Annotated in this window: 13 protein-coding genes; 9 read left to right on the forward strand and 4 right to left on the reverse strand. The window is 60.2% G+C overall.

What is annotated here, in order from left to right:
* Window positions 1–16: 16 nt before the first annotated feature.
* Window positions 17–1,204: a polysaccharide biosynthesis/export family protein gene (locus tag DZG07_RS20565; RefSeq protein ID WP_245429539.1), complete on the reverse strand. Its 1,188-nt coding sequence runs from the start codon at window positions 1,202–1,204 to the stop codon at window positions 17–19.
* Window positions 1,205–1,378: 174 nt separating this feature from the next.
* Window positions 1,379–2,059 (reverse strand): sugar transferase, encoded by a 681-nt coding sequence (locus DZG07_RS20570; RefSeq protein ID WP_091914254.1) that lies wholly within the window; start codon window positions 2,057–2,059, stop codon window positions 1,379–1,381.
* A gap of 622 nt (window positions 2,060–2,681) precedes the next feature.
* Between DZG07_RS20570 and DZG07_RS20575 the strand changes: the two genes are divergently transcribed.
* Window positions 2,682–2,978, forward strand: a complete 297-nt coding sequence (locus DZG07_RS20575) for an exopolysaccharide production repressor protein (RefSeq protein ID WP_119820301.1) — start codon at window positions 2,682–2,684, stop codon at window positions 2,976–2,978.
* A gap of 132 nt (window positions 2,979–3,110) precedes the next feature.
* Window positions 3,111–4,109 (forward strand): glycosyltransferase family 2 protein, encoded by a 999-nt coding sequence (locus tag DZG07_RS20580; RefSeq protein WP_119821934.1) that lies wholly within the window; start codon window positions 3,111–3,113, stop codon window positions 4,107–4,109.
* Between the two features lie 59 nt (window positions 4,110–4,168).
* Here the strand turns inward: DZG07_RS20580 and DZG07_RS20585 are convergent, their stop codons facing one another.
* Window positions 4,169–5,122: a polysaccharide pyruvyl transferase family protein gene (locus DZG07_RS20585; protein WP_119820304.1), complete on the reverse strand. Its 954-nt coding sequence runs from the start codon at window positions 5,120–5,122 to the stop codon at window positions 4,169–4,171.
* A gap of 11 nt (window positions 5,123–5,133) precedes the next feature.
* The gene (locus DZG07_RS20590) at window positions 5,134–6,093 is read right to left on the reverse strand and encodes a glycosyltransferase family 2 protein (protein WP_119820307.1); all 960 of its coding nucleotides are present in this window, start codon (window positions 6,091–6,093) and stop codon (window positions 5,134–5,136) included.
* Between the two features lie 559 nt (window positions 6,094–6,652).
* Here DZG07_RS20590 and DZG07_RS20600 point away from each other — a divergent pair.
* From DZG07_RS20600 to DZG07_RS20630, 7 genes are all read left to right on the forward strand, one after another.
* A complete protein-coding gene (locus DZG07_RS20600) occupies window positions 6,653–7,036 on the forward strand; it encodes a hypothetical protein (protein ID WP_119820312.1) in 384 nt (127 codons plus the stop codon).
* A 237-nt stretch (window positions 7,037–7,273) separates the two neighbouring features.
* A complete protein-coding gene (locus DZG07_RS20605) occupies window positions 7,274–8,017 on the forward strand; it encodes a glycoside hydrolase family 16 protein (protein WP_091914576.1) in 744 nt (247 codons plus the stop codon).
* A gap of 12 nt (window positions 8,018–8,029) precedes the next feature.
* The gene (locus DZG07_RS20610; RefSeq protein WP_119820315.1) at window positions 8,030–9,205 is read left to right on the forward strand and encodes a glycosyl transferase family 1; all 1,176 of its coding nucleotides are present in this window, start codon (window positions 8,030–8,032) and stop codon (window positions 9,203–9,205) included.
* A gap of 8 nt (window positions 9,206–9,213) precedes the next feature.
* Entirely contained in the window at window positions 9,214–10,215 is a 1,002-nt protein-coding gene (locus tag DZG07_RS20615; RefSeq protein ID WP_119821936.1) for a glycosyltransferase family 2 protein, read from the forward strand.
* Window positions 10,212–11,177 (forward strand): glycosyltransferase family 2 protein, encoded by a 966-nt coding sequence (locus DZG07_RS20620; RefSeq protein WP_119820318.1) that lies wholly within the window; start codon window positions 10,212–10,214, stop codon window positions 11,175–11,177. The genes DZG07_RS20615 and DZG07_RS20620 overlap by 4 nt, the downstream gene beginning before the upstream one ends.
* Complete coding sequence (locus DZG07_RS20625; protein WP_119821938.1) at window positions 11,167–12,129, forward strand: glycosyltransferase family 2 protein; 963 nt, start codon at window positions 11,167–11,169, stop codon at window positions 12,127–12,129. The genes DZG07_RS20620 and DZG07_RS20625 overlap by 11 nt, the downstream gene beginning before the upstream one ends.
* A 61-nt stretch (window positions 12,130–12,190) precedes the next feature.
* A complete protein-coding gene (locus tag DZG07_RS20630; protein ID WP_119820321.1) occupies window positions 12,191–13,087 on the forward strand; it encodes a UTP--glucose-1-phosphate uridylyltransferase in 897 nt (298 codons plus the stop codon).
* Window positions 13,088–13,193: the final 106 nt, after the last annotated feature.

Genomic DNA, 13,193 nt, shown 5'->3' on the forward strand with positions numbered 1-13,193 from the left:
TCCGGTCCACCGCCGATCAGTTGGCGGGGATCGGCAATATCCCGACCTTGATGACGTCACCCGGCTGCACCGGCGTGTTCTCGTCGACCGGTATCTCGCTGGCCTTTCCGTCTGTTTCCCGCACGATGGAGTAGCTGACCGGCGGGGCCTCGTTGGTGCTCGAGCCGCGCGCGGCGCCCGGATCACGCGACAGCGCCTCGGCTATCAGGTCCTTGTACATGCCGATCTTCAGGCTCAGGCCCTCGATATCGGACTCCGTCGACTGACGGTCCTGGGCTATCTCGGTATCGCGGTCGCTCTGAAGGTCGGCGGCATTCTGCGTTGCCTTGCTGATGTCCTGCTTGGCGCGCAGCGATGCCGTTTCCATGTCGAGCACCTTGCCCTGCAGATCGGAGATGGATTGTTCGAGCGACAGCACGCGCGAATTCACCACAAGTCCGCGGTCGGCCAGGTTGCCGATGCCGTCCAGCTCCTTGCGATAGAGTTCCATCTGACGGTTCTGGGTAGCGATCTTCTTTTCAAGCGAGGCGATCTCGCTCGTGAGAAGGCCCTTGAGGTCGTCGATCGACTTGAGCTGGTCGCTTAGTCTTTTCGCACGAGCGTTCTTGAAGTTGGTTTCGTCGGCGATCAGCTTCTTGCCATCGGCGCTTTCCTCCAGTTCCTTCGGAAACGCGATCTGCTCCTGGTCCTCGGCTTCCGCGACAAGGCGCGCGCGCCGGGCGAGAAGGCCGTTTCGCTGCGACACGAGAACATCGAAATTGCCGCGCGCATTGATGAAGTCACGCTCTATGCGCTGACCCGCATCAGCACGATGCAGACCGCCGGCGAGGCTGAGCGCCTTCAGCACCGTCAGATTGGGGGCAAAGGGATATTGCCCGGGCGTTTCCACATCGCCGGAAAGGAAGACCGGGCGGAACTCGGCGAGCTCCACCGAGGCGTCGGGCTTGTCGAGCAGGCCGAACTTCTGCTGAAGCTCCTCGCCGATCGCCGTCGAGATGTCGGTGGTCGTCTTGCCCGAAGCCGGCATCTCGCCGATGAAAGGCAGCGATATGTTGCCGGAAGGTCCGACGGTGTAGTCGCCGCTGATCGACGACCAGTCGCGCACCGCGCCCTCCGCCGTGCGCCACTCGACGACGCGGATGCGCAACTTGTCCATGGTGCCGAGCTGATAGTCGGCGGATTGCGCCGCCATGGGCAGCAGCATGACGATAGCGGCCGCGCCAAAGCAGAAAAAACGCCTGCCGGCGCGCCACATGGGATGGGGTATAGACAATAGGCTGATCAAAGCATGCCTTTCTGGCTGCGTTTGTCGGGTCATCTGGTGTTTGGCGCCGAAGCGCAGGCCGATCCGAACAATCGGAACGGCCTCAGTCCGTGGTCAATAGCTGCCGCGCGACGAGAAAACGGCCGGAACCGTCTTGAAGATGATCTTGAGATCGGAAGCGAATGACCAGTTCTCGACATAGTGACGGTCGAAGGCGACACGCGCATTGTAGGAAACGTCGTTGCGGCCGCTGACCTGCCACAGGCCGGTCAGGCCCGGACGCGACTTCAGATAATAGTCAGCCGCCTGGCCGTAGAGTTCGAGTTCGTCCTTCACCACCGGACGTGGTCCGACAATGCTCATATCCCCGCGCAGGATATTGATGATCTGCGGGAGTTCGTCGAGGCTGAGCTTGCGCAGGACGGTGCCGACCCTGGTTACACGCGGGTCGTTCTGCAGTTTGCGCGTGGCTTCCCATTCTTCGCGGCCCTGGGGATTGGTGGCGAGATAGGCTGCCAGAACTTCATCGCCATTCTGCACCATGGTGCGGAACTTGAGGCAATGGAACACATTGCCATTCCGGCCGATCCGGCGATGGCCATAAAAGATACTGCCGCCGTCAGAAAATTTGACCAGGGCTGCCAGCATCAGAAAAAGCGGGCTGAGTAATACGAGTCCTCCCACAGCACCGAGAATGTCGAAGCCCCTCTTAATAGCTCCTCCGATCGGCGGCTGGGCTTCGGTGCCGGATCGGAATCGTCGAGATAGGTTTGCCAGTACGGCGGCGTAATTCATTTGGCTGCTCCACGAGAATGGTCAGGAACGATGCGAAATGCTGCAACGCAACATAACATTTGTACACTGGGGGATATGTCATGTCTGTGATCAAAATCGGACGGGAAAACCGATTTAGATCATAATTTGTGACGCTCGTTTACATAACAGTCGATTTAGGTGAGGATATTTTACCGCGAGCTTTAGTAAAAATTGATCGTTTTAGGTGCATTTTTTGAAATCTATTTGTATTACTTATAATCAAACCAAATTTTATTGAGAAACTCTTAGGCGAAAATCAACATCATTCTTGTATATCCTTAATATTCTAACCTATGTTAGCCCAATAAATCTATGTCATGATTGAAATTATTTCCCACAGATATTGCGCTGCAACATCCTTTGGATTCAAAGCGATGCACAATGAAAGAATGGAAGAGAAACCAATTCGTGATGTTGCGCGTTCACCTCAGGTTCAATATATCTCCTCTATACGCGCCTTTGCAGTGGCGCCCGGCTCCGAAAAATCACAAGATCAGGTCGCGTGCCGGATGCAGATTGTGGGCGTGTGTTTGGGAGGGAGGTATCTGCGCATGATTTCGGGCAACCGAAACTATTACACTAATGGCATGAGGATATAACAATGTCCTTATTGCTATTCTTGCGCGGTCTTGTCGGCGTATTGGTGGTGTTTGCCATCACGACTTACGTTGTGACGCAATCGCTATGGACGACTTTCATCCAGACCGTGATCTGCGCCATTCTCCTGCAAGTAGGCTATTTTGCTGCTGTTTTGTTCATGGTCTGGCGCTCGGGCGCCAAGAATTCGCAGGCCACGGCAAGCCGTTCCGACGATTCAATTCAAACCTCGGGCACAGAAGAGCAGCCTGCGGCAAAGATCAGCCAACTGCCCGGCGTTTCCGGTTCCCAGCACCCCTGATCACTGTCTCGATCACCCGCATGTCATGAAATAGCCTTTCGCAACTGCGAACAATCTGCCTGTATTGGAGCCGGCGACTTCCGGCGCGTCGCCGTCTAGCGGCGATCCACAAGCGGATTGAAAGAGGTGCACGTGACATCATCCGAGGCTAGCGTCTGCGTTATCATCGCAGCCAAGAATGCGGCAGACACGATTTCCCGGGCCATAAGCTCCGCCTTGCGCGAGAGGCAGACCGCGGAGGTCATCGTCGTCGATGACGGCTCGAGCGACCGCACGGCGGAAACCTCGATTGCTGCCGACGACGGTACAGGCCGCCTGAAGGTCCTTCGCCTCGATACGAACAAGGGGCCAGCCTTTGCCCGCAACCATGCCATCGCAAATTCCACGGCGCCGCTGATCGCAATCCTCGACGCGGACGACTTTTTCCTGAAAGGCCGTTTCGACCGGCTTCTCGACAATGACGACTGGGATTTCGTTGCCGACAACATCGTCTTCATCGATGCCCGGGGCGACATGGCCGAACCGGAGGTTCCCTATTTCGCCGCAGAACCCCGCTTCCTCGACATTGGCGGCTTCATCGAGGGCAATATCTCCAAGCGCGGCAAGGCGCGCGGCGAGATCGGCTTTCTCAAGCCGGTCATGCGCCGGGCTTTTCTCAATGCGCATGGCATCCGCTACAAGGAAGAATTGCGGCTCGGCGAGGATTACGACCTCTATGCACGCGCGCTAGTGAAGGGCGCGCGCTACAAGATCATTCACGGCTGCGGCTACGGCGCGGTGGTGCGGCCGGACTCGCTGAGCGGCCGGCACCGCACACTTGATCTCAAGCGTCTCTATGAAGCAGACCGGGCCATCCTCGCCTCACCCGATCTGCCGAGGGAAGCGAAAGGCTGGCTGCGCCTGCACGAACGCCACATTCGCGGACGCTACGAGTTGCGCAACTTCCTCGACATGAAAGCCAAGGCCGGGCTCGCAAGAGCCGGGCTCATTGCGCTGACGAACCCGGCATCCCTGCCGTCGATCGTTGGTGGCGTCGCCGCCGACAAGATCGAAGCGCGCAAGTCGCGATACAGGCCGGTGAGCGACAAACCGATGCCGCCGCGCTACCTGCTGCCCGCGCGCGTCATCTAACTGTTTGTTTCTACAAACTTCCGAACGGAAACCCGCGACGCACTTTTCCTGGAATTGCTCTAGAAATAATCGCGTCGTATCCCGGCCAGCACTTCGCGAAAACGTTCCTTGCGCTCGGCAAGGACGCTATCGGCGCTGAGCTGCGGTACGGAGCGACGCGCCTGCCGCAGGGCAAGCGTCGATGGAGCCGCCAGCACCTGCTTTGCCATGGTGCGCAAGGTCGACTGACGCGGATCGTTGCGGGTCATGACCAGGCTTTCGTCGAAGCTGCGCTTGTTGGGATCGTCAAGCTGCGGCGGCGCCTTGTTGTCGAAATCGACGCCCCAGAAACGCGCCCCCTTGGTAATCGCCTCGGCGCGCGACGAAACCGGCACGTGCAACGGCTTGTAGGCGACCTTTACCGTCGAGGCCCAGTCGTTCCATTTGAAATTGTTGATGATGCGCGAGGTGCTGACTGCGACCCATGGCACGCGGAAGGCGTCGGCAAGAATCGCGGCATGCATGGATTCGGCAACGACAAGTTCGGCCTGGGCGATCGCCCGGATCACCGACTTCGCCTCGCCGCACGGATCGACATAGTCGAGGCCGGCGGCCTTGCAGACGATGGGCCAGATGCCGCCGACCGTAGACTCCCAATGCGGCACGAAGATCGGGCCACCGGTCTTCGGCAGGTTCTGGAATTCCGGCATATCGGCGACCAGCACTGCCGGATCGATGATGCCAAGCTCAGGGTCGATGCCGAGCTTGCCGGCAGTCAGCGGACCACGCACACAGCGAACGTCCCACTCCGACTCGTCGGAAAAATCGGGCAGCGTGCCGTAACCGAAGCCGCTGCCGATAACGAGCTTCTTGACGCCGTCCGGCAGCAAGACCTTGTTGAGGACGGTGCCGACGCCGACGAGCAGCACTTCGGGGTGAACCTCGCGAAAGCCGGGAAGCAGAAAATCCCAGAGCCAGAGATTGAGGTCGTCGCCGAAATTGCCGTGTTCGGATTCCCAATAGAATGGATTCATGTTGCCCTCGCCTATCGAGAAATCTTGGATACGGCGAGTTCCACCGCGCTGCGCAGGATTTTTGGGTCGCGCCAGGCCCATTCGGCCAGCAGGCTCAGCTGCGGCACCTTGCGCTTGCGGACCAGCCGCATCTGGCCCCACAGGGCCTGCCGGCGCGCCGTCTGCTTGTAGGATTCGATCGAGGCCTTGTCTTCCGGCTTATGCGGAAAGCCGTTTTCGAGACGGTCCAGCGCAACCCATGTGTTGAACTGCTGCTTCAGGAACTGCGGCGAATCGTTGTCGAGCCCGTGGAAAATGTTGATGCCCTCGCCGCGCGTCGCACCGACGGTTTCGCTGAGAATGCAGCGCTGCGCATTGCGTACGCACTCGTAGAAGAACAGCACGTCCTCGGCGGCAAGACGCAGCTCGGCTTCGAAGCGCACTTTGCGGAACAGGTTTTCGCCGATGACCATGCAGGACAGGTGCATGAAGCTCCAGTTCTTCAGCATGACGCCGGCAAGGTCGGGCACCTCGACGATCGGCGGTTCTTCCGACAGCCGGTTGACTGTGGTGACGTCTGCCAGAGCAGACACGCCGAAGTGGTAATAGAAGGCGTCGCCGCCTTTTATCGACGCCCAGTAACAATCTGCATCAAAAAGTGACAGGCCGGCGACCGCATTCTTGAGGTGATCGGGTGTCCATTCGTCATCGGAATCGAGGAAGGCAGCATAGGTGCTATCGGCGGGTATGTGCTCGAGGCCCATGTTGCGCGCTCCACCCGGGCCCGCATTGGTTTGCTTTATGACGGTAATCCTGGCCCGCTCCTCCAGCGAAAACCCTTCCAGATCCAGCTCCACGGGCGACGGCGAAGCGTCGTCCACGACGATCACGTCGAAGTCCGGATGGGTCTGCGCGAAGACCGATTTCAGCGCGCGATGCAGTATTCCGGGCTGCCGCTGGTAATAAGGGATAATGGCTGTGCACTTCGTCATTTCTTGCGCCTTATGAAGTCTAAGGGAGAGGCTCGCAGGCTATCGATGAGCGCTCGATGAATTCTGGTCGGCTGCCCAATTCCGGGCTTGATGGAGAACAAGGCGTTCACCGAGAGCCAAACAACGCCGGTCCATGCTGCCTGCCATTAACCCGAAACTGTGACGAATGATGTCGGCTGGAGCGACCCGTCCCAAACCAGCACATTCGGGCTGAAGTTTGTCACCGTGCCAATCCGAGCGCGCATCTTTTACCGCATACCTTCTCAGGATAGTGGTCCTTCTCAGCTCAATCCAGCTTTGCAACGGCGCAGTCTGTTCACTTTTGATGCAGTGCACAATTGCCGGCGCGAACTTCGTCGGAAGAAGGCTTCGGCACCGGTCGGGGCGCCGGCAGCCGCGACTTCAACCTGGTTCGGTTTCAGCCGCGCGAGGCACCCGCTGGCGACCATGGTCGAGGTGGAGGTTAGGCCCCCTCATCCTCTTGTTTATCTCGGGGTTCGGTGAGATTTTCCTGTAAGCTCTGGTCAAGCCGCATGGCGATTCGACAAGGCGCAACGATATGGCTCTTTTCCGCTTCAAAACCCGCAACCCGAATCGTGACCGCGAGACGGATGCCGGCCGCATGCAACGGCTGAGGCAGGTTCTCGATGAGATTCACGACGAAATCGAGAATGAAAAGAATGGCTTGCGCAATCGCTACGACAAGGTGACGGCCGACGCCGCCTTTTCGCAGCAGGCTCTCGAGGACGATCGCGTCGATGCCGGCATGTCATCGAAGATCGATGAACTGACCGAAGCGATGATCCGCTACACCAAGCGGCTTGCCTCGCTTGATGGTCAGATCGGTTTTGTTACCGAACTGCGCGAGCGCATCGAGCAATTTTCCCAAGCAAACGTGGGTGAAGGCGCCTCAGCGAACCCCGTCGCGGCCGAACAGGGTTAACGCGCGCTTATAAAATGTTACCGGACGCGGGTCCGAAATTAGGCCCCACGTCACATTCTGAACTTGCCACCGACCTATGTGCAGTGCAGCATTTCGATGCTGTGACTTGAACAGGTGGGCGTGGGAGGCGCCGCCAAAACAAAGGTGGCAAGCCACGTGATTTCAAACGAAGCCGGCACGGCACGGCGCGGTCTGACATTTCTCATTCTCGGCGTCGGTACCCTCCTCGTCTCATCCATGGGCGCAATGAATGCGTCCCATGCGCAAGAGAAGAAAGCCTCGGGAAAATCCTTCGTCGAAAATTTCGACAAGCTGGACAGGAAGCAGTGGTATGTCTCCGACGGCTGGACGAACGGCGAACACCAGAACTGCATCTGGTCGAAGGATCAGGTGAAGGTCTCGGACGGCATGCTGCGGCTGGGCTTCCAGAAGCAGTCGATAAAGAATCTCGACTATGCCTGCGGCGAAATCCAGACCAAGCAGCGCTACAGCTACGGCACCTATGAGGTGCGCATGAAGGCTGCCGCCGGCTCCGGCCTCAACACCGGTTTCTTCACCTATATCGGCCCGGTCGACAAGCAGCCGCATGACGAGATCGACTTCGAAGTGCTGGGCAAGAACCCGGCAAAGGTTCAGATCAACCAGTATGTGAACGGCAAGCCTGTCGGAGACGCCAAGCTGGTGGATGTACCGGGCGGTGCCGACCAGGGTTTCAACGACTACGCCTTCGTCTGGAAGCAGGACAAGATAAGCTGGTACGTCAACGGCGAACTCGTCGGCGAGGCGACCGACCCGGCAAAGCTGCCGACCCACGCGTCCAAGATTTTTGTCAGCCTGTGGAGCAGCGACATCCTGAAATCCTGGATGGGCACATTCGCTGATCCCGGCGCGCCGGTGACGGCCGAGATCGATCGCATCGCTTACACCGCCGAAGGCGATGCGTGCCAGTTTCCCGAATCGGTTGTCTGCAAGCTGAAATAACTGGTGTCCCACATGTTGCACGTTCTCTATCTCGTGCATGATCTCTCCGATCCGGCGGTGCGCCGGCGGGTGATCATGCTGCAGGCCGGTGGCGCGGATGTCACGCTGGCGGGCTTCAAGCGCGCCGACAAGCCCGTGGCCGGCCTGGAGATGCTTTCGCCCATCGATCTCGGTCCGACGCAGGACGGCAGGTTCGCGCAACGCATCGTGGCGATCGCCAAGGCAGCACTGTCGCTCGGCGGCAAGCTGCAGGGCATCCGCAAACCGGACGTCATCATCGGCCGCAATCTGGAAATGCTGGCGCTGGCCAATCGGGCAAAAGCGCTGTTTTCCTCCGATGCGCCCATCGTCTACGAGTGCCTCGACATCCACCGTCTGCTGCTCGGGCAGAACCGTATTTCGCGGGCGCTGCGGCGCACCGAGCGCGTGCTGGGCAAGAACGCATCGCTGCTGATGACCAGTTCGCCGGCCTTCGTGCGCGACTATTTCCAACGCTTCCGCCAAATCGATGCGCCGGTGGCACTACTGCAGAACAAGGTGCTGGAGCTGAACGGCGGGAGCGACACGAGCAACCAGGCGCTGCAGGGACCAAAGCCCGGCGAGCCATGGCAGATCGGCTGGTTCGGCGCCTTGCGTTGCCGCAAGTCGCTGGAGCTTCTTGCAGCCTTCACGCGGCGCATGGAAGGCCGCTTCGAGGTCGTGCTGCGTGGACGTCCAGCCTATTCGGAGTTTACCGATTTCGACGGTTTCGTTGCCGCTGAGCCTTATCTGCGTTTCGAGGGCGCCTATCGCAACCCCGAAGATCTGCCGCGCGTCTATGGCGAGGTGCATTTCTCCTGGGCGATCGACTTTTTCGAGGAAGGGCTGAATTCCAGCTGGCTGCTGCCGAACCGGCTTTACGAAGGCTGCCGCTACGGCGCGGTTCCGATTGCCATGCGCAACACCGAAACCGGCCGTTTCCTGGCCGACCGGCATCTGGGCAAATTGCTCGACGAACCATCCGTGGATGCGCTGGCAGCGCTTTTCGAAGACCTCACACCCGAAACCTATTCCGCTGCCCGTCGGAAAATCCTGGCAGAGGATCGCGGAACATGGGTCTGCGACGTGCGTGACTGCCGGGCGCTGGTGGAGCGACTGGCCGGCCTGAGATCGACACGTGTCCCCAACATGATGCTGCAGGCGGCGTGATGGCTGAGATGACAAACGAAGCCTTGCCGGCAACACCTTGCATGGTGGTGATCCCCTGCCTGAACGAGGCAGCGCATATCGAGGCGCTGATCGACCGGCTGACGCCTTCAGTCGAGCGGCTGGGCATGAAGATCGTGGTTGCCGATGGTGGCAGCACCGATGGGACGCAGGCGATCGTGCAAAAGATCGCCGCGAGCAATCCGCGCGTAACGCTGCTCGATAATCCCAAGAAGATACAGAGTGCTGCCATCAATCTCGCCGTCGAAAGATTCGGTGACGAGTTCGCGAGCTTCATCCGCATCGACGCGCATGGCGACTACCCAGCCGACTATTGCGACCGGCTGATCGAGGACGCGGACGAGACGGGCGCGGATTCGGTGGTCGTCTCCATGGCGACGCGCGGCTTCGGCGCTTTCCAGAAAGCGACGGCGATCGCGCAGAATTCCAAGCTCGGCAATGGCGGCTCACCACACCGCCAAGGGGCCAAGGGCCACTGGACCGACCATGGTCACCACGCCTTCATGCGGGTGAAGGCGTTTCGTGCGGTTGGCGGCTATGACGAGACATTCAGCCACAATGAGGATGCCGAACTCGACTATCGGCTAGGGGCTGCAGGCTGCCGGCTCTGGATGACCGACAAGACGTTCATGGTCTACTATCCGCGTGCGTCCGTGCCGGCGCTCTTCAGGCAGTATCTGGGCTACGGCAGAGGCCGCGCCAAGAACATTCTGAAGCACCGCGCCATGCCCAAGATCCGACAGATGATTCCGCTGATGGTGTTTCCGGTCGTTGCCGGGACATCGCTGGCGTTCCTCAGCTGGGCTGCCGTCATTCCGGCAGTCCTCTGGGCAGCGGCATGCCTGGGTTACGGCGTCTGGATGGCTCTCAGCCAGCGCAACCCCTACGGGCCGCTGGCCGGCTTTTCGGCGATGGTCATGCACCTGGCATGGTCCGCGGGCTTCTGGCTCCAGCTCCTCGATTTTCGAAGGAAAGAGGCACCGGCATCATGAACAAGCAAAACGAAGCCGCCACCAAGCCGACCCGGATCGACGTCTGCGTCTGCACCTATCGCCGCCCGGAACTGGAAGAGACGCTGCTGTCGCTCGGCGCGCTGACCATACCGCCGCATACGACGGTTCGGGTCATCGTCGCCGACAACGACGCCGAGCCGAGCGCACGTGACCTCGTCTATGCCATTGCCGCCAAGCTGCCGTTCTCGGTGGTCTACGTGCATTGCCCGGCCTCCAACATCTCGATCGCGCGCAATGCCTGCCTGGAAAACAGCTCGGGCGATTTTCTCGCCTTCATCGACGACGACGAGACCGTCTCGAAGGAATGGCTTTCGGAACTCATGAACGTAGCGCTCGCAACCAGCGCGGACGCCGTGCTCGGGCCGGTCGAAGCGACATATGGGAACGGCGCTCCCGGCTGGATGGCGCGCGGTGACTTCCATTCGACGCTGCCGGTCTGGGTCAAGGGCGAGATCCGGACAGGCTATAGCTGCAATGTCCTGCTGCGCCGTGCGGCAAAGCCGGTGGCCGGCCGACGCTTCAACCTGGCGCTGGGCAAGACGGGCGGCGAGGACACCGAATATTTCACCCACCTGCATCAGGCCGGCGGCAGAATAGCCTTCGCACCAAAGGCCTGGGTCTATGAGCCTGTGCCGGCCAAGCGGGCACAGTTTTCGTGGCTGATGAAGCGCAAGTTCCGCTCCGGCCAGACGCACGGCAGGCTGATCGTCGAGCGGCAGACATCGGCGGGCTCCGCCCTGCCCCAGATCGGGCTTGCTTCGGCGAAGGCAGCCTATTGCTTCGCGGCAGCCGCGGGCCTCGCAATATTGCCTGAGCGACGCAACCGTTTCGCCCTTCGCGGCGTTATGCATATCGGCGTCGTCAGTGGACTTCTCGGCGTCCGCGAAATCAAACAATATGGTGACCATGAACCTGCGCGGAGAAGCAGCAATGCAGCCTGACGTGACATTCGTCATCGCGGCTTACAATGCTGAAACTTTCCTCGCCCGGGCCGTTCAAAGCGCGCTCGGCCAGCGGGACGTATCCGTCGAGGTGGTCGTCGTCGACGATTGCTCGGCTGACGGCACGGTCGAGCTTGCGCGGTCCTTTCCGCTCGATATGGTCAAGGTGATTGCGCTCGACAAAAATCGCGGACCTGGCGGCGCACGCAATGCCGGACTGGAAGCAGCCAGCGGGCGCTGGATCGCGGTGCTCGACGCGGACGACACGGTCCAGCCTGAGCGGCTCGCCCGGATGATCCGGCGCGCAGAAGCTGCCGGCGCGCAGATTGCCGTCGACAATCTCGACGTGATCCGTGAAGAGCCCGGCACACGCGAGACGATGTTTCCGCATGCGCATCTTGAAGGCGTCAGCGAAATCACGCTGGCCGATTTCATTGCAGCGAACATCCTTTTCGAAGGCACGTTCAACTACGGCTATATGAAGCCGATATTCGAGCGCCGCTTCATCGAAGAACACCAGCTGCGCTACGACGAGAAGCTGCGCATCGGCGAGGATTACATCTTCCTCGCTTCGGCGCTGGCCAAGGGCGGGCGTTGCGTGGTCGAGCCGGAACCCGGCTACGACTATCACATTCGCGACGGCTCCATCTCGCGCGTGCTCGAACAGCATCACGTCAAGGCGATGTTCGACGCCGATGCCGCGTTTCTGCGCGCGCATCACCTTGACGAAGCCGCCAAGTCGGCGCAGGCGCGGCGTACCCGCAGCCTGGAAAAGGCGGCGTCGTTCCTGGCACTCGTACAGCATCTGAAGGACCGTGCGCCGCTGAAGGCCATGGGCGCGGCACTGCGCGATCCGGTCGCGCTGACGCATCTCAGAATGCCGATCGCTGCGCGGCTGCGGCGGTTTACTGACCCGCTTCGGGCACGCCGCCCGGCAGGCCAGGCAGGATGACCTGAAATCTCGGAATTGGACGGGGGATAAATTGAAAAGCACTCAAAGCAGGGATGATAGAATGAAAAAAGTCAGAAAAGCAGTGATCCCGGTCGCTGGGCTTGGAACACGTTTCCTGCCGGCAACCAAGGCAATGCCGAAGGAGATGCTGACGGTGGTCGATCGTCCCGTCGTGCAGTATGCGGTCGACGAGGCGCTGGAAGCAGGTATCGAGCACATCGTGTTCGTCACCGGCCGCAACAAGCACGTCATCGAGGACTATTTCGACATCCAGCCGGAGCTTCTGGACACGCTGACGCGCTCCAAGAAGCAGGAGCAGCTTGCTTCGCTGAACAAGATCCAGTTGAACGCAGGTGCGGTGAGCTTCACCCGCCAGCAGGCCCCGCATGGTCTCGGCCATGCAGTGTGGTGCGCGCGCGATATCATCGGCGACGAGCCTTTCGCGCTGCTGCTGCCCGACATGGTGTCGTTCGGCGACAAGGGCTGTCTTGCCGGCGTGATGGAGCTCTACGAACAGACCGGCGGCAATGTCATTGCGGTTGAGCAGTGCGACCCGACCGAGACCAACAAATACGGCATCGTCGGCAAGGGCAAGGATGTCGGCACCGGCTTTGCCGTGACCGAAATGGTCGAAAAGCCGGCGCCGGCCGTCGCGCCGTCGAACTACTACATCAACGGCCGCTACATCCTGCAGCCGGAGGTGTTCGACCTTCTCGGCACGCAGGAGCGTGGCGCCGGGAACGAGATCCAGCTTACGGATTCGATGAAGCGGCTTGCCCAGACACAGGCGTTCCATGCAGCGCCCTTCAACGGGCGCATGTTCGACTGCGGCTCGAAGGAAGGGTTCATTCAGGCCAACGTTGCCTTCGCGCTGGCACGCGACGACATCCGCGATCTCGTATTCGACCCGATCGTCGAAATGATCGCGTCGCAGCAGCGCCGCAGCGCGGCAGCCTAGTCGAAATGCTGCTCGTCGCGGCCGAGCGTATCGGCCGCGACATGGCATGATCGTCAAGAAGGTAGATAGCGGCGCAAAGGCCGCCGCAAACGCATTCTCGCCTCAT

Origin of the sequence: Mesorhizobium sp. DCY119, from assembly GCF_003590645.1 — a bacterium.
Classification (GTDB): domain Bacteria; phylum Pseudomonadota; class Alphaproteobacteria; order Rhizobiales; family Rhizobiaceae; genus Mesorhizobium_M.